Genomic DNA, 16,290 nt, shown 5'->3' with positions numbered 1-16,290 from the left:
GCTCCAGCCATCGAAGTCTCTCCGCCTCCCCAACCCCGGCGCGTTGGGACAACGCTCCCTACCTCAACCCCCGAGAGCGAGCATCGGCTTGGTAGGGCGGCTGGTCCCCAGCCGCAGCGAAGGCCGAACGATCTGCCCCACCAGCTCCAGCCATCGAAGTCTCTCCGCCTCCCCAACCCCGGCGCGTTGGGACAACGCTCCCTACCTCAACCCCCGAGAGCGAGCATCGGCTTGGTAGGGCGGCTGGTCCCCAGCCGCAGCGAAGGCCGAGCGATCCACCTCATCAGCTCCACCCATCGAAGTCCCTCCGTCCCCAATCCCCGGAGCGTTGGGACAACGTTCCCTACCTCACTTCAACTTCCAAAGCTTCTTGTCATTGCGCACGAACAAAGCCCCATCACTGATGGCCGGGGTGCTCAAAATAGTATCTTTAAGCTCCACGGTGTGGACGATCTCGCCTTCCTTGGAGGTGGTGTCCACGACCTGAAAGTCACCGCGTTCGCTGGCGATGTAGATGTATTTCCCTGCGGCCACGGGTGAGCCGGAGAAGGGGCCTTTGAGACGGAGTTTCCAGGCTTCGTCACCATTGGCCGTACTGGCCTTGATGAGGACGCCCGTGCCATTGAGCACGTAAATGGAATCACCGATGACCAGAGGGCTACCTGTGCCCGGTTTCAGTCCAGCCGCACGCCAAAGCTGAGATGCGGCCCCTTTCTCAGGCACCACAGCCGTGACGCCGTTGGAGGGAATGTAAATAGCGGTCTGGGTGACGGCAGAACTCGGGATGGTGGAGGCTCCATCGGTGTAATCCCACACCACATCGCCCGTGCGTGGGTTGATACCCGTGAGCCCCTTGCTGGACTGGAGGGCGACGACATCTTGGTAGATGACAGCACTGGTCCAGTTAGCGGCCTTCGGACGCTCCTTTTTCCAGCGGTTTTTGCCCGTAGCCACATCAATGCCGACAGCGATGGACTCACTGTCGTTTTCGCTCTGCACGACCAGAGTGTCACCCAACACCACGGGGGAGGAGGACATGCCAAGGCTGTTACTGGCATTGGCGTAATCATAGGTGAGGCCACGCAGCCACAGGAGATTCCCAGTGAGGTCAAAGGCGAAGAGATCGTTCGTCGAATAGAGAGCAAAGACGCGCTCGCCATCGCTGCACATCGTCGCGGCGGCCACGCTGGTCTTGTTATGCGTCATGGTTCGGCCCGTGGACTTCATCACACGCTCCCACAGCTTTTTGCCATCGGCTGTGCTGAAGCAAAAGACGTGCAGATTGGCCTGGTCTGGGCCGCTGGCGCAGGTAAGGAAGAGTTTGTCGCCGATGATGATCGGGCTGCTCAGCCCACGGCCCGGCAGGTCCACACTCCAGTTCACCGAGACCTTCGGCCCGGGGGCGGCTTCGGTGGAAACGGCGGATGCATTTGGCCCCCGGAACTGCGGCCAATCAGCCGCTGTGGCAAAGGAAAGCGTACCGAGGGCAGAAAGCAGCAGGGCAGGGAAGAGGAGTCGGCGAGACATGACAGGCAATGGGGCAAAAAGTTAAGGCAGTTCCTTGATCTGGATGTGGCGGTATTCCATCTGACCACGATCCCCTTCCACACCGATGGGGCCGGTGGCGGGGAGTGCGAGGGCAGCTTCCAGGACTTCGCCATTGCAGGTGCAGAGGGCGACTCCGTCCTTCACGGTGACTTCTATCTGGTTCCAATCCTGCGCCTTGTAGTTTTTCAGGGTCTTGTAGGCGTCAGGTCCGGCGACCAGATAGTCACGGCACTGAAGCTGGGGCTTGCGGATGAAGATACCGCTGTCCGCATTCACCGAGGCGCGGAATTGCATCTTCAAGATGAAGTTTTTCGGGAACTCCTGGACGGTGTAAAACTGCCCGGTGAGTTTGTCCGCCTCGGTGGGAAAGCTCACCGTCAAGATGCCATCCTTGGCGAAGTAACGTCCTGCATCCTTGGCCTCGGTCTGCCCATCAAACTTGGCCAAAATCGCCCCTGGATTCGGGTTGTCCTTCTTGGTCTTTTCACGGAAGCACCAGCCGCTGAGGTCCTTGCCATTGAAGAGGCTGATGAAGCCCGGCTCCGGGGTGAAATCCTCCGCCTGGGCGGTCGAAAGGAGGCTGATGGCAACGAAAGGGAGAAGAAGGTGGCGGAGAGTCATGGTGGGCAAATAAGGGTGAAGGTGAGATTTGATGAACTGGGCGCGAGAATGAAGTTTATTTGGCCGAAGCAATCGCCGTTCCAGTGGCATCGCACACGCGGAGCTGGAACTGCCACTCGACGGTCCACTGCTCGGTCTGTTCATTCTGGCAGCACTTCACAAGGATGGCGTTTTTGCCTTTTTTCAGCCTAACGGGAAGTTTGTACTGATCCAGCTTGGCACCCCGATGGTACTCATCGCGGGCAAACAGAAGCTCGCCATTGACCCAGACTTTCCAGCCGTTCTTGCAACCCAGACGGATCTGCGCGTCGCGCTCCTCGGTGGAATCAAACTCCGCGTAGGCGTAACCCGTCACTTCCTTCAGCAGGGTGAAGGGCTTGTTAAAATCAATCATCCCATACTCATCCTTGCTGGTGAAGTCGGTCCACTTGGCATCGGCATTTTTGCCGGGGTAGATTGCATCTAGCTTGATCTCCTTCTCCGGCGGGAACTCGGTATCAAAGCCCTTGCGCTCCACATTGGTGAAGGGCGCGATGAGCTTCCAGTTCATGACGAAACCAAAGTGTTTCGGCAGATCCACCGGTTTCTCCAGGTCCTTCAGTTTCTTGGCCAAGATCTTGATCTGGTCTTCGTCGCGGGCGCTATTCATCGCCTGCTGGTAGGCGGCGATGGCGGCCTCCTTCTTGTCCTGGGCCAGGGCCTCATCCCCGGCATCCAGTAGACGGGCCACCGGGTGGCGGCGCAGTTCGCTGCTGGGATCTTCCAGCAGGCTGGGGGTGATCTTTTCGGCCATTTCAGGTTCCGCCCGCTGGATCAGGTCAAAGGCCACGACCCGCGCAGCCGGGCTGTTTTTGGTGTTGTGCAAAAATGCCTCGATACCTTTCACCGGCAGTTTTTTCGCCTCGATGGCCTGATCTGCGATGACGCCGATGGCGGCCCGCAGCCAGTTTTCGGCTAAGGGATTGGCCCCGTTCATGCCGGCCAGCACTTCGGGCAGCGTAGCTGGATCGGCCTGCGTGAGCTGTTTCCAGGCGGCGGTGGCCTTTTCATTGCCCTCGCCTTCTTTGGCAACGGCGCGGATTTGGTCAATGGGGGCCTGCAGGCTGGCGGCCTGGGCCTGGAGGAGGCTGAACCCAGCAAGGGCGAAGAGAAGGGGCTTCATGGAAAATGGGGGCACGGGGCGGTGGGAGAATACTACTTCAGCAGGCCGCGTTCTTTCAGCCAGAGGTCGCCTTCGCCTTTTTCGGCACGGGTGACAAACACCTCCATCTCCGGCCGGGTGATCTGCGGGTGTTCGGCCACCAGCTTGCGATAAATCACGGCAAACTGGCGTGCGCCCTCCTTGAAACAGGTGCGGGCATCCCCATCGGCAAAGGCGGCCTTGGCGCTGCCCAGCATGAAGGCCCGCAGCAGGTGGTCCTCCGTGCCTGGGGCGACGGTCTTGCAATGCTCCATCCAGCTGGCGATGGGATCTTCGGGAATGTTGATGGGGAAATAGGGGGTCTGCTTCAGGTAGGCCAGCACGGCTCCGGCCGCCTCTCCGCCTTTTGCAGAGAACGGATCGGCCATGTAATCCTCGACCAACTGGCGGATGTGCACACGCAGGGAGGGATCCTTGATGACCTGGAAAATGAGGCCGATCAGCCGTTTCATGGCCTCTTCGCCCGCGTCTCCAGTGCTGGCGGGGCGCATGTGCCTCAGGGTGATGAGGTAGTCGTCCAGGATGGTGATGCCCAGCCACTGGCGGACGACGGCTTCCTCTGTGCCTGCTTCGGTGGTGCCGATGCGGGTGGCGGTGATGATGCTGGTGGCGATGGGCAGGGACTGCTTTTGCCAAAGCTCCAGCTCTCCGCCGATCGGGTCGCCGATGGTGAGGTTCTTGTAACGACCTTGCTTGACCATGGACTCCATGTCCCGGGAGACGGTGCTCATTTCGGCCAGAATGCGGCGGTGCTTGTCCTCGGTGGTCGGCAGCGGGACCTCGGATTTGAAGAGGAAGACGTCCATCCGGCCCTGCTCCTGCGGGTTTTCATAACGCAGCAGCACGCCGCCGTCCTTATAGTCAAAGTGGCCAGCGAAACGGTAGTCGCCCAGAAAGGTGGGGAAGGAGAGCTGGGTGGGCTGGTGTTTCCAGGAGGTGCCGTCGGTCGCCGGGGGCACCCATTGGCCGCTAGGTTCTGCTGCGGAGGCGGTGAGGACGCTGAGAAAAAAGAGGGAGAGGAATTTTTGGGGGAAATTCATGAGCCGGATGTTGCGTTGGCCGCCTGATTGATGCAATGCCAAAGCAAAGCGGCTTTTGCACCCGGCTGCGGCGGCGATTCGTTGCTGTTTGGGCATTTTCCTGCTCTTGACTCTGGCTCTCTGCCGCCGAACTACTTGGCTTCCCATTTTCTCCCCTCAAGACCCAATGCCCCGCCGAATCACCTACCGCGACGCCATCCGTGAAGCCCTGGACGAAGAGATCGCCCGCGATCCCATGGTCGTCGTCATGGGAGAAGAAGTGGCCCAATACAACGGGGCCTACAAAGTGACCCAGGGCCTGTGGGACAAGTGGGGCGACAAACGCCTGGTGGACACCCCCATCAGCGAGGCTGGGTTCATCGGCATGGGCGTCGGTGCTTCCATGCTGGGCGTGCGGCCGGTGATGGAGCTGATGTTCTGGAGCTTTTATACGGTGGCCTGGGACCAGATCGTCAACAACGCCGCCATGGTCCGTTACATGTCCGGCGGCCAGATCAACTGCCCGATCGTCATCCGCGGCCCGGCCAACGGCGGCACCAGCGTGGGGGCGACCCACAGCCACACGCCGGAAAACATCATGGCGAACTTCCCCGGCATGAAGTGCGTGGTGCCTAGCAATGCCTACGATGCCAAGGGCCTGCTGAAGGCCGCTATCCGTGACAATGACCCCGTCATGTTCATGGAGAGCACGAAGCTTTACGGCGAGGAGTGGGATGTGCCTGCCAATGACGAGCTGCCCGGTGGCGAGCTTTTCATCCCGCTGGGCACGGCGGATGTGAAGCGCGAGGGCACGGACATCTCCCTCATCGCCCATGGCCGCGCGGTCATCACCTGCCTGGAGGCCGCCCGCATCCTGGAAGAGGAGCACGGCATCAGCGCCGAGGTGGTGGACGTGCGCACCATCCGCCCACTGGATGAGGAGACCATTTTGAACTCCGTGGCCAAGACCCACCGCGCCATCTACGTGGAGGAGGGCAAGCCCTTCTGCGGCGTGGGTGCCCAGATCGCCTACACCATCCAGGCCCAGCTTTTTGATGAACTGGATGCCCCTGTCCTGCGTGTGAACAGCCTGGATTCTCCAGCCATCTACAGCCCGCCGCTGGAGGCCCTGCAACTGCCGACGGCAGAAGTGGTGGTCGCCAAAGCCCTGTCCATCTGCTGATCCCCGCCCGCCCCCGCCGTTTCATCTTTTCCAACGCTTTTTTCCTGCCATGCCCAAAATCATCGAAATGCCCAAACTGAGTGACACCATGACCGAGGGGACCCTCGCCAAATGGAGCATCAAGGAAGGCGACAAAGTCACGACCGGCCAGGCCATCGCCGATGTGGAGACGGACAAGGCGACGATGGAGATGCCCTGCTTTTTTGAGGGCACGATTCACAAGATCATCGTCCAGGCCGGTGAAAAGGCCCCGTTGAACGCCCCGCTGGCCATCGTGCTGGAAGAAGGCGAGGAGGCCCCGGCCAATCTGGATGAAATCATCGCCCAGGCCAAGGCCGCTGCGGCCCCGGCGCCGAAGGCGGAAAAACCTGCGGCTGGCAGCAGCGCGAAGAAGGTGGTTTCGGCCCCTGGCCCCCGCCTGCCGACGGCTCCCCAGCCGAACCGCCGCGCCGTGTCTAACAATGCCCGTGTCAAAGCCTCCCCGCTGGCCCGCAAGCTCGCTGAAGAAAAAGGCGTGGACCTTTCCGGCATTGAGGGCACCGGCCCTGGCGGACGCATCGTCCGTGCCGATGTGGAAAACGCTCCTGTGGGTGGTGCTTCCGGCGGTTCCCGCGTGGCGGCTGCCCCGACCATTCGCCCGACCTACGGTGCGGAAGATGAGCGCGTGCCGACCAGCACGATGCGCAACATCATTGCCGAGCGCCTGCTGGCCTCGAAGACCCAGATCCCGCACTTCTATCTGCAGATGGAAGTGGATGCGGGCCCGCTGATGGAATTCCGCGCGCACCTGAATGCGACGAATGAGAAGACCGGCGGCAACAAGTACACGGTGAATGATTTCATCCTGAAGTCCGTCATCCGCGCCGCCCAGGCCCAGCCTGCGATCAACGCCGCCTGGGATGGCGACGCGATTGTGAAGTTCAAGTCCGTGGGCCTAAGTGTGGCCATCGCGATTGAGGACGGTCTGGTGACTCCGGTCATCAAGCAGGCCGAGAAAAAGACCCTGCTGGAAATTAGCCAGGGTGTGAAGGATCTGGCTGGCAAGGCCAAGAACAAGAAGCTGAGCCCCGATGACTTCGCCGGCGGCACCATCACTGTTTCGAACCTCGGTGCCTATGGCATCGACCAGTTCTCCGCCATCATCAACCCGCCCCAAGCGGCCATCGTGGCCATCGGCAGCATCCGCAATGCCCCGGTCGTCAATGACAAGGGCCAGATCGTCGTCGGCCAGCGCATGTGGGTCGGCCTCAGCGGCGACCACCGTGTGGTGGACGGCGCCGTCGCCGCCACCTTCCTGGCGGAGATGCGCAAGTTCATCGAAAGCCCGGCTCTGATGCTGGTCTAACATGGTAGGGACGCGCTGCGTCGCGTCCGACTGATTCCGAAAGGCCCCGGTCCGTGAGGTCCGGGGTTTTTTGTTTGGGGGAGGTGTGGTTGCTTGCGTCCCATGTGCGTGGTGGGTGGATGGTCAGGGGTTTCGAGCTTTAAGAACGGTTTCCCGCGAGGACGCAGGAAACAACACGCGAGACGCGTGCGCTCCACAGGGAGGCCACGCCCTGGCGGGCGCAGCTACGGGGGGATGGGGAGATTTGCGAAATTTTCCCCATTTGGGGATTGGGTGGGCTAAGGCTCTCATCCTCAATGCTTTGCGATGGGGAAAGGATGGGGATGGTTTGGGGAAATGGGGAGGCGGTGGGGAAAAGGGGAAAGCTGAAAGTGGAAAGCTGAAATGGATGCGGGCGGGGTGGGGCGCTTTGAAAAGAGGCCGTGGACTTTGGCCGTTCGGGGATTCCCGGATTGGGGAGACGGCGTGGGTGGATGAATCGGGGCCGGGCAGGGGAGCGGGCTTTCATCGGGGCTCGGGGGCACAGGGATCGGGACAATTTCCGGTGCGTGCCTCAGGGGCGCAAGGGAGTACACCCCCGACTTGGGCTAAGTCGGGAAAAAAGTTGGGGGCCTTGGCTGGGGGAGGCTCGGCGTGGTTTCGTCGAGGTGGTCGCGGAGTTGAAAGAACGTTTCCCAGACCCTGCTGCGATCGAGAAAGAAACTGACAAAAAGGCCTTCACCAAACTCTTCGGGGAATATCTGAAGATCGAAAACGCTCTCCAGAACTTCGATGAATTCGTCAATCTGAAAGCCTGGCAGCAGATTGATCCGCAGGATGAAGCGGCGGTTGAAGCCTTCAAAGAACAGCGTTACCTGACCGACGAGGACCTGGAAAAACTCAACGCCTCGGAGGTTCTGCCAGAGCGCAAGATTCAAGACTACCGCTCTACCTACAACGACGTCCGCGACTGGTTGCGTCGTGAGAAAGACGGCAAAGAGAAAGAGAAAAGTACGGTGGATTGGGATGACGTGGTCTTTGAGATCGACCTGCTCAAATCGCAGGAGATCAATCTGGATTACATCCTCGAACTGATCTTTGAAAAGAACCAGAAGCTCAACGACAAAGGTGCATTGATCGAAGACGTTCGTCGAGTGATCCGCGCGAGCATCGGGAACCGCGCCAAAGAAAGTCTGGTGGTCGATTTTATCAGTCAGGCCGATCTCGATCAGTTCCGAGACAAGGCGGGCATCATCGAAGCATTCTTTGCCTACGCCCAAACCGAGCAGAAGCGCGAAGCGGAGGCGCTTATCCAAGCAGATAGCCTCAATGAAGAGGCAGCCAAGCGCTATCTCCTCACCTCGCTGAAGCGGGAATACGCAAGCGAGAACGGCACCGAACTCAACAGCATCCTGCCCAAGATGAGTCCGCTGAATCCCAAGTATCTCACTATCAAGCAAAGTGTTTTCCAAAAAATCGCCGCTTTTGTCGAAAAGTTCAAAGGCGTGGGCGGGGCGATTTAGGAATTGGCTCGCGTTGGGACAAGGCGCCCTACCGGGGAGACTGGAGTGTTCGCGCTTCTTTCGGGGAAGGCGCTGTTGGGGGCAACGTGCGCTACCATGGCGGTGGAAGTGGGACGCGGCGCAGCGCGTCCCTACCATGGAAAAGGCGCAAGACTGGGGTCTTGCGCCTTTGAGGAGAAGTGGCGGCGGGGCCGCGATGAGGAGGAGGCTGCGCGTTGGGACAACGCGCCCTACCTGGAGGCGGACAGGGTGCGAAGCCGTGAAGTGAATGTCCGCGCTTTCGGGGACGGCGCTTGGAGGACCAAGCGCCCTACCCAGAAAAGGCGCGTTGGGGACAACGTGCGCTACCGATGGCAAGAGTGGGACGCGGCTCAGCGCGTCCCTACCGAGGAGGCTGCGCGTTGGGGACAATGTGCGCTACCGATGGCAAGAGTCGGACGCGGCGCAGCGCGTCCCTACCGAGGAGGCTGCGCATTGGGACAATGCGCCCTACCTGGAGGCGTTGGGGACGGCGCTTGGAGGACCAAGCGCCCTACCCTGGAAAAGGCGCGTTGGGGACCAAGCGCCCTACCCATCAATAGACGCCTTCGACGATGGTTTTTTCCATGGCTCCGAAGGGGCGGACGTCGGCGACGCCGTCCCAGGCGTAGGGGCCGCGGGGGCGGCGGCGCATGGCTTCGTCACGCTCGAGGAAGCGGGGCATGAAGAATTCCTGGGTGAGGGTGGTGAGCTCGACGCGGCCCCAGGTGTCGTAATCGACGACTTGGGCGGTGTTTTTCGGGTCGACGACGCGGAGGACGGCGCGGGGCTGGGGGGCGTAGTAGGTGACGGAGAACTGGTCCTCCGGCGTGATGGGTACGCTGGCGGCGAGGCCCATGAGGGTGTTCCCATAGGTGGGGTAGAAGCCGATGCGGCCTTCGAGCACTTCTTCGACCATGAAGCGGACGTACTGCGGGGTCATGGTGGTGCCGCCGACGAAGGCGCCACGGATGCCGGCGTCGTAGAGATCAATCTTTTCAGAGAGGGCTTCGAGGAGCTTGGGCGTGGTGAAGAGGCCGGTGACTTTGCGGTTTTTGAGGATGAGGGTGGCCTGATCGACAACGTGGTCCATGTACTGGCGGGCGACGTCGAACTGTTTGTTAGAGATGAGCTTTTTGACGAAGCGGGGGTCGAGATCGATGAAGTAGCAGGAGCTGCCGCGGAAGTTGGCAAGGTGCTCGATGGCGAGGCGGAGGCGGCGGGGGCCGGTGGGGCCGACCATGAGCCAGGCGCCGCCTGGGGGGAAGTGCTCGTCTTTGATCTTGCCGCTGAATTCTTCGTAGTCGGTCTTGTAGTCGTTCCAGCCGATGCGCTGCTTGGGCATGCCGGTGGTGCCGCCGGTTTCGAAGATGCTGTAGGGCTTGCCCTTGAAGGCGGCGGGGACCCAGACATCGGGCTGGAGGTCGCGGAGGGATTCGTCCTGGAAGTGGTCGAACTTGGCGATGAGGTCGGCAAAGGAGTTGACGACGCCGCGGGGGTCGAAGTTCTTTTGGGCGAAGTCGAGCCAGAAGGGGCAGCCGGTTTCGGGGCTGAAATGCCACTGGATGGTGTCGCGGACTTGCTGGTCGAGTTGGGCTTGGGCTTCTTCGGGGGTCATGATGTGGATGGGAGGAAAAGAGGGCGGGAGGGGATGCAGTCAAACGAAAGCTGCGGAGACTCCCTTTCTACGTGTGGGGTGGTTCTTCGGGTGAATCGGGAAAAGTTTTTCGGGTGGGATGGGGGCTGTGGGCGTTGGGCGGCGGGGGGAAAGGATGAGGCTTTTTGAATACATGGTGGGGAAAGGAGTCCAAAGTGGGCCTGCCGCACGATGATGTGGCAGTTGTTGGTCTTCCTTTATCATGAAAACGTCCTCCCTCCTCCTGGCCCTGGTGCCTGCCTTGTTTTTGACTTCCTGCTATGTGACGCCTGCGGGTGGTCCGTATCGTGCGCCGGGGCCGCGTCCGGGTCCGGGCTACGGGGGGGACTATCGTCCGGGCTATGATCGTGGCCGTGATGGGCGGGATGATCACCGTGGGCATGACCATGATCGTGATGGGCGGGGTGATCGGGATGACCGCGATGGCGACCGGGGCCGCTATGACCGTGACCGGGACCCGCGCACGGGCCGGCCGACGATGGGGTATCGGGATCCGCGTGGGCCTGGTGGCCCGGGTGCGGTGGTGGTGCTGCCGCGTGGGGCGCGCCGGGTGGTGCATGGTGGCAGCACGTATTACACGAGCGGGACGTCCTGGTACCGGGCTTCGGGCTCGGGCTACATCGGGGTGGCGCGTCCGTATTGAGTGACGGGCTGAGGCTTTAAATAAAAAGGGCGCGTGGCTGAGATGCCGCGCGCCCTTTTTGCTGTTTAAACTGGGAGGATTACTTCTTGGCGAGGGCCTCTTTGATGGCGGTGGTGACGGTGATGTCGTCGGGCTTCACCTTGGGCTCAAAGCGGGCGATGATTTTGCCATCGCGACCGACGAGGAATTTGCCGAAGTTCCATTTCACGTCGCCGGGGAAGGGGGATTCGGGGCCGCTGAGCTGCTGGTAGAGGGGGTGTTTTTCAGGGCCTTTGACGACGACTTTGTCGAAGAGGGGAAAGCTGACGTTGTATTTGGTGGAGCAGAATTCTTTGATTTCTTCGTTGGTGCCGGGTTCCTGGCCGCCGAAGTCGTTGGAGGGGAAGGCGAGGATGGCGAGGCCGTCTTTTTCGAATTCTTTGTGGAGGGCCTGGAGCTCGGTGTACTGCTTGGTGTTGCCGCACTTGGAGGCGACATTGACGATGAGCATGACTTTGCCCTCGTAGGGTTTGAGGGTGGTTTCTTTGCCTTCGATGTCTTTGAGGGGGACTTCGTAGAGGGTGCCGGCGGAGGCGGTGGTGGCGAGGGCCGCGAGGGCGAGGAGGGTGGAGAGTGCTTTCATGGGCTGACAGGAACGTCTGAGGAGGTGGCGGGGTTTCAGGGGAATGCGGAATGGTGACGGATGGTGCTGAAGGGGGGCGGGTGGAAAGAGATTGCCAGGAGGGCGGGTTTGGTCTGAACTGGAGGTCTTCTTTTAATATCATGACTTTGAACCATCCCTCCCGCCGCCATTTTCTCCAGACTGTTTCTGCTGCGTTTGCTGCCTCCGTGACGGGGCTGCGGGCGGCGGAGAAGGAGCCGCTGTTTAAGATCTCGCTGGCGGAGTGGTCGCTGAACAAGGGGATGTTCAAGAAGGACGGGGCGGAGCCGGTGGAGCACCTGGACTTCTGCAAAATCGCGCGGAGCCTGGGCATCGATGGCGTGGAGTATGTGAACCAGATGTTTGCCGACAAGGCGCTGGACAAGGCCTACCTGGACGAGATGAAGAAGCGCCAGGAAGGCGAGGGGGTGAAGGGCCTGCTGATCATGGTGGACCGTGAGGGCAACCTGGGAGATCCGGATGATGCGAAGCGGGCGAAGACGGTGGAAAACCACCTGAAATGGCTGGATGCGGCGAAGCACCTGGGCTGCCACAGCATCCGCGTGAATGCGGCGAGCGACCCGAAGCTGGCCTATGACGAGCAGATGAAGCACGCGGCGGCAGGCCTGCATGCGCTGTGCGTGGAGGCTGACAAACGCGGCCTGTATGTGGTGGTGGAAAATCACGGCGGCCTTTCCAGCCACGGGCTTTGGCTGACGGGGGTGATGAAGATGGCGGACCACGAGCGGGTGGGCATCCTGCCGGACTTTGGCAATTTTTACACGGACCGGAACAAGGGTGAGCTGTACAACCCCTACAAGGGCCTGCGAGAGTTTATGCCATGGGTGAAGCAGGCGATGAGCGCGAAGGCCTATGACTGGGATACGGGCGCGGGCAAATTTTACACGGAAGACCGCCGCGAGGGGCGGGAGATGAGCCTGGACTACCAGCGGCTGGTGGAGATCGTGGTGAAGGCGGGGTACCGTGGCTACATCGGAATCGAGTACGAAGGCAGCAAGCACACTGAGATCGAGGGGATCAAGCGGACGAAGCAGGCGCTGGAAGAGGTGCGTGCGTTGATGAGCTGAGTGGGAAGAGGGTGAAATTCCCCCTTGCCAGATGGCAAACACCTCCTACTGTCAACTTCCCCCTCCTCCGTTCTTTGGAAAGGGGGAAGCCCTGCACATCTGATGAAAGCCGAACTCGTCGAACAAGCTGCCCTTATCGTCAAAGATCCGCCGATCCTGATCAACATGGTCTCGAAGCGAGTGAAACAGCTCACCTCTGGCCGCGCGCCGCTGGTGGACCGCCGCCCGGGCATGCGGGAAGCCGACGTCGCGCTCCTGGAGATCATCCAGGGCAAGATCAAGGCTGAGTATCACGTGAAGGACGTATAATGTTTTTCCGTCGGCAGGGAAATCCTGGCCGTCACGGCACATGACCGACGAAATCGCCACCAATCGCAAGGCCCTCCGGGATTTTCACATTCTGGAGAGATACGAAGCGGGTGTGGAACTGCGTGGCACGGAGGTGAAGTCCATCCGTTTGGGCAAGCTGAACATCAGCGATGCCTTTGCCCGTGTGGAGCGCGGGCAGGTGTGGCTGTACAACATGGATGTGCAGATCTATGAAAAGGCCAGCTTTAGCCAGCATGAGCCCCGGCGCACGCGCAGGCTGCTGCTGCACAAACGGGAGATTTTGAAGCTGTTTGCCCATACCCAGCAAAAGGGGCTGGCCCTGCCGGTGCTGCGTGCCTACTGGAAAGATTCACGCGTGAAGATCGAGATCGGCGTGGGCAAGGGCAAGACCAAGGGCGACCAGCGCGAGGACCTGAAAGAGAAAGCTGTGAAGCGCGAGACACAGAAGGTGGTGTCCAGCTTTAACCGCAAGCACGGGTGAGGAGCGCGGGCCGATGGCCTGCATGGAGACGCTTTTTTGACGTGGCAATGGTCTAACCAAGGATAGGATCAAGCGTGCCCTGTTGGGAACCTGACTGTCGATTGTCAGACTGGCTGCGGTTTGCCGACGGCGGGTCCTTATTCGCCGACCACGCTGATGACGATGCTGCGGGTGTGGGGGGCGCGGCGATGCTCGAAGAGGAAGATGCCCTGCCAGGTGCCGAGGGCGAGGCGGCCGTTCATGACGGGGATGACCTCGCTGGTGCGAGTGAGGGCCATGCGCAGGTGGCTGGGCATGTCATCGGGGCCCTCGTGGGTGTGGACGAAGTAGGGGGTGTCTTCGGGCACGAGGTGATCGAAAAAGCTGTGCAAATCCGTCCGGGCGGAGGGATCGGCATTTTCATAGATGACGAGGGAGCAACTGGTGTGCTGGACGAAGATGGTGGCGGTGCCGGTGCGGATGCCGCTGCTGGCGATGATGCGCTGGCAGGCTTCGGTGATTTCATAAGTGCCTTTGCCCCGGGTGCTGAGGCGGAAGGAATCGGCATGGGCAGGCATGGCGGGGTGATTTTTGGATACTGGCGGGAGGCAGTCGGCGGGACGAGTGCCGGGGAATTACTGGCCGGGAGCCGGGTCCGTTTTTTTGCCACGCGGTTTTTTGGGCTTGGCGGGGGCTTTTTCAGCAGAGGGCTTTTTGGCAGGACGGGTTTTCGGCGGCGCGGTGGTGACCTGTGGCACGGGGGGCTGTTCGGCCTGCCATTGTTGTCTGGCGATTTCGAAGGTGGCTCTTTCGGTTTCGAGTTCTTGGCGACTTTGGGCGAGGGCCTGCTGCAGTTCTTGCAGGAGCTTGGCGGAGGCTTCGGGGGATTCAGCCGGAGGCAGGAAGGTAGCTGCCTGCTGGGCTTGCTTCAGCTCATCGGAGAGCCGCAGGACTTCCTTTTGGAGAAGGCTGTGCTGGTCCTGCGATTCCTTCAGCTCGGCCTGGGTTTGGGCGAGAGTCTGGCGCACTTTTTCTTCGAGGTTTTTGGTCTCGTTGCGCTCCTTGCGGGCGCTTTCGGCGGCGATGTTCTCGGCATCCAGAAGCTGGGACTGGGTCTGTGTTTCGCGTCGGCTGTCCTGGGCCCGCCAGCGCCAGCCGAGGATAAAAAAGACGATGGCAGCAGCAGCGAGCAGCGGCAGGGTTTGGAGCAGGAGCCAGAGGTAGCCTTCCATGAGCAGTGGGGGATTCAGCGAGCGGGGTTCTCTTGAGGCCCGAGAGCGGGCGGCTGCCGCCAGTGATGGCGCAGGTGATCGTAGGCCTCGGCTGCGAAGGTGTCCTCAGCCATGGCCCCAGGGAAACCGGGCGGGGTGAGGCCGCTTTTGGCCAGGGCTCCTGGGGTGAGGAGGTCTTGGGTGGCGGGCAGAGACTTCCAGACCTGACCCGGGCGGGCAAAGGCGACGGTGGGGGATTCGTCGGCTGCTGGCAGCGGCGGCAGACTGCGGACAGTCTGCTCGACATCGGGGGTGGGCTCGCAGGTGCCACGAGCGAGGAGGGCTTCGGAGAAGATGACGGCCTGGCTGCCGTAGGTCTGGCGGGCGGCCTCGATGAGGCGTGTGCGCAAGGCCTCCTCCGCGAGCTGGCCGGCCAGGATGACCTTGCCAGGCAGGAGGGTGAGCGTGAGGAAGCTGGGCTGGGCCGGGATGGGCAGGGTGGGGATGCCCTGGGCATTTCCCTGGAGCCACTGGGTGACCATGCGGCTGTCTTCCTGAAGGAGGCTGGGTGGGAGATCTGTGGGCAGGAGATCGCGCCAGGGCTGGGCTTCACCACCGACTTGCCAGTCCACAAATTGCCAGGCGCTGCCGGAGAGGCCGAGGGTCAAAGACTTGCCGCTTTTGCCTTCACCCGCCTGCGGGAGCAGGGCGGTGGTGATGGGACCAAACTCGGCCACGGCGCGGCGCTGGTCATTGACACGCAGATCATCCAGCACACGCCAGCCAGGGAAGGTGGTGATGACGGCATTGAGGAGCTCACGTTTGATTTTCAGGCTGGCGATTTCGCCGCGCAGGAGCAGTCGCTGATCACGTGCCGCGAGAAAGACATGGGGTGGGGCAAGCTTGCTCTGTTTTTCCGCTTCAGCGATGCGGGCGCGCTCGGTTGCCTGGTAGTTGCGGGTGCGCTTGATGGCAGGCTGGACGATGGTTTCCCACTCGGTGGGGGTGAGCGGGTAGGTGGAAAACTGGTCGCGCAGAAGTTCATCCGGGGCATCCAGCGTCAGCCTTTCCCACCCGGCACCCAGGCGTGCGAGATGGATCTGGGCGGAATCGCCACCCTCCCGAAGAGGTTTGGGCAGGCGATCTAGCGTGGTCTGGATGTCGGCGGCTTCATCAAAACGGGTGACATCCTTTTTGATCTGGCTGGTGAGGTGTGCGCGATCTTTGGCCCAGCGATCTTCGAGGAAACGGGCGACATCACGGGCTTCTTCATCACTGCCGAGGGTGCCATAGACGATGGCGCGGGAACCCTGCGCAGCGAGCAGAAGCCAGCCGGAAGGGTAGGGTGAAATCTCTATCTCGCTGTGGACTGCGGTGACGGGATTCATCCCGCTGCCTAACCAGGATGGCAGCCGCAACTGGCTGGCGATGCGTTTTTCAAGTTCGGCCTTTTCGGCTTCGTGGCGCACCTGGCCTGTGAGCGTGGCCTGCTGACCGCTGAAGGTGACCTCGACAGTAGGGTAGCCTGTGGGCACATCCTTGAGCAAGTCCGTGGCGGCGACTTCAAGTTTCCGCTGTAGCGCAGGCATCCAGACCGTGCTGGCGATGAGCCAGAACAGCAGGAGCCAGAGACTGGCGATGAGCCAACGGGTACGCGTCATGCAGGGAGCATTGGTAGCAAGGGCGGGGGAGGGAGGCAAGGAGCAAGGAGGCGGGGCGGGGGGAGGGCTGAGAGGATTTTTTACAGGATTAAGAGGGCGGGGTGCGGTGGTGGGTTTTTGGAATGGTAGTTGGGAGCAATGGGCAACTAAAAGAAGTAGTGGT

Annotated in this window: 15 protein-coding genes and 1 pseudogene; 7 read left to right on the top strand and 9 right to left on the bottom strand. The window is 61.2% G+C overall.

Features of this window, described 5'->3' with window-relative positions; all coding sequences use genetic code 11:
• Positions 1 to 348: 348 nt before the first annotated feature.
• From ABEB25_RS17835 to ABEB25_RS17820, 4 genes are read right to left on the bottom strand one after another with little or no spacing between them, the layout of a single operon-like run.
• Entirely contained in the window at positions 349 to 1,527 is a 1,179-nt protein-coding gene (locus ABEB25_RS17835) for an outer membrane protein assembly factor BamB family protein (RefSeq protein ID WP_345737789.1), read from the bottom strand.
• A gap of 21 nt (positions 1,528 to 1,548) precedes the next feature.
• Positions 1,549 to 2,169: a 3-keto-disaccharide hydrolase gene (locus tag ABEB25_RS17830; protein ID WP_345737788.1), complete on the bottom strand. Its 621-nt coding sequence runs from the start codon at positions 2,167 to 2,169 to the stop codon at positions 1,549 to 1,551.
• Between the two features lie 55 nt (positions 2,170 to 2,224).
• The gene (locus ABEB25_RS17825) at positions 2,225 to 3,331 is read right to left on the bottom strand and encodes a hypothetical protein (RefSeq protein ID WP_345737786.1); all 1,107 of its coding nucleotides are present in this window, start codon (positions 3,329 to 3,331) and stop codon (positions 2,225 to 2,227) included.
• 32 nt (positions 3,332 to 3,363) lie between these two features.
• Entirely contained in the window at positions 3,364 to 4,410 is a 1,047-nt protein-coding gene (locus ABEB25_RS17820) for a hypothetical protein (RefSeq protein WP_345737785.1), read from the bottom strand.
• Positions 4,411 to 4,576: 166 nt separating this feature from the next.
• Here ABEB25_RS17820 and ABEB25_RS17815 point away from each other — a divergent pair, with 166 nt between their 5' ends.
• From ABEB25_RS17815 to ABEB25_RS17805, 3 genes and pseudogenes are all read left to right on the top strand, one after another.
• A complete protein-coding gene (locus ABEB25_RS17815; RefSeq protein ID WP_345737784.1) occupies positions 4,577 to 5,572 on the top strand; it encodes an alpha-ketoacid dehydrogenase subunit beta in 996 nt (331 codons plus the stop codon).
• A 49-nt stretch (positions 5,573 to 5,621) separates the two neighbouring features.
• On the top strand, positions 5,622 to 6,917 hold the full coding sequence (locus tag ABEB25_RS17810; RefSeq protein ID WP_345737783.1) for a pyruvate dehydrogenase complex dihydrolipoamide acetyltransferase: 1,296 nt from the start codon (positions 5,622 to 5,624) through the stop codon (positions 6,915 to 6,917).
• A gap of 620 nt (positions 6,918 to 7,537) precedes the next feature.
• Positions 7,538 to 8,419: pseudogene (locus ABEB25_RS17805) on the top strand (type I restriction endonuclease subunit R, EcoR124 family); the annotation flags it as partial.
• A gap of 574 nt (positions 8,420 to 8,993) precedes the next feature.
• Here ABEB25_RS17805 and ABEB25_RS17800 read toward each other — a convergent pair.
• Positions 8,994 to 10,055 (bottom strand): hypothetical protein, encoded by a 1,062-nt coding sequence (locus tag ABEB25_RS17800; RefSeq protein WP_345737782.1) that lies wholly within the window; start codon positions 10,053 to 10,055, stop codon positions 8,994 to 8,996.
• 241 nt (positions 10,056 to 10,296) lie between these two features.
• Here ABEB25_RS17800 and ABEB25_RS17795 point away from each other — a divergent pair, with 241 nt between their 5' ends.
• Complete coding sequence (locus ABEB25_RS17795) at positions 10,297 to 10,737, top strand: hypothetical protein (protein WP_345737781.1); 441 nt, start codon at positions 10,297 to 10,299, stop codon at positions 10,735 to 10,737.
• 79 nt (positions 10,738 to 10,816) lie between these two features.
• Here the strand turns inward: ABEB25_RS17795 and ABEB25_RS17790 are convergent, their stop codons facing one another.
• Positions 10,817 to 11,359 (bottom strand): glutathione peroxidase, encoded by a 543-nt coding sequence (locus tag ABEB25_RS17790; RefSeq protein ID WP_345737780.1) that lies wholly within the window; start codon positions 11,357 to 11,359, stop codon positions 10,817 to 10,819.
• Positions 11,360 to 11,499: 140 nt separating this feature from the next.
• On the opposite strand from ABEB25_RS17790, the gene ABEB25_RS17785 reads away from it, so the two are divergent.
• The 3 genes from ABEB25_RS17785 (at position 11,500) to smpB (ending at position 13,276) form a co-directional block, all read left to right on the top strand.
• On the top strand, positions 11,500 to 12,465 hold the full coding sequence (locus tag ABEB25_RS17785; RefSeq protein WP_345737779.1) for a sugar phosphate isomerase/epimerase family protein: 966 nt from the start codon (positions 11,500 to 11,502) through the stop codon (positions 12,463 to 12,465).
• A gap of 102 nt (positions 12,466 to 12,567) precedes the next feature.
• On the top strand, positions 12,568 to 12,774 hold the full coding sequence (locus ABEB25_RS17780; RefSeq protein WP_345737778.1) for a DNA-directed RNA polymerase subunit omega: 207 nt from the start codon (positions 12,568 to 12,570) through the stop codon (positions 12,772 to 12,774).
• 40 nt (positions 12,775 to 12,814) lie between these two features.
• On the top strand, positions 12,815 to 13,276 hold the full coding sequence (gene smpB, locus ABEB25_RS17775) for an SsrA-binding protein SmpB (RefSeq protein ID WP_345737777.1): 462 nt from the start codon (positions 12,815 to 12,817) through the stop codon (positions 13,274 to 13,276).
• A 137-nt stretch (positions 13,277 to 13,413) separates the two neighbouring features.
• Here the strand turns inward: smpB and ABEB25_RS17770 are convergent, their stop codons facing one another.
• From ABEB25_RS17770 to ABEB25_RS17760, 3 genes are read right to left on the bottom strand one after another with little or no spacing between them, the layout of a single operon-like run.
• Positions 13,414 to 13,833, bottom strand: a complete 420-nt coding sequence (locus tag ABEB25_RS17770; RefSeq protein ID WP_345737776.1) for a secondary thiamine-phosphate synthase enzyme YjbQ — start codon at positions 13,831 to 13,833, stop codon at positions 13,414 to 13,416.
• 57 nt (positions 13,834 to 13,890) lie between these two features.
• Entirely contained in the window at positions 13,891 to 14,487 is a 597-nt protein-coding gene (locus ABEB25_RS17765; protein ID WP_345737775.1) for a hypothetical protein, read from the bottom strand.
• A gap of 14 nt (positions 14,488 to 14,501) precedes the next feature.
• On the bottom strand, positions 14,502 to 16,127 hold the full coding sequence (locus ABEB25_RS17760; RefSeq protein WP_345737774.1) for a BON domain-containing protein: 1,626 nt from the start codon (positions 16,125 to 16,127) through the stop codon (positions 14,502 to 14,504).
• Positions 16,128 to 16,290 lie beyond the last annotated feature (163 nt).

Source organism: Prosthecobacter algae (assembly GCF_039542385.1).
In the GTDB taxonomy this organism is placed as follows: domain Bacteria; phylum Verrucomicrobiota; class Verrucomicrobiia; order Verrucomicrobiales; family Verrucomicrobiaceae; genus Prosthecobacter; species Prosthecobacter algae.
This window is presented reverse-complemented; position numbering and strand designations above follow the sequence as displayed.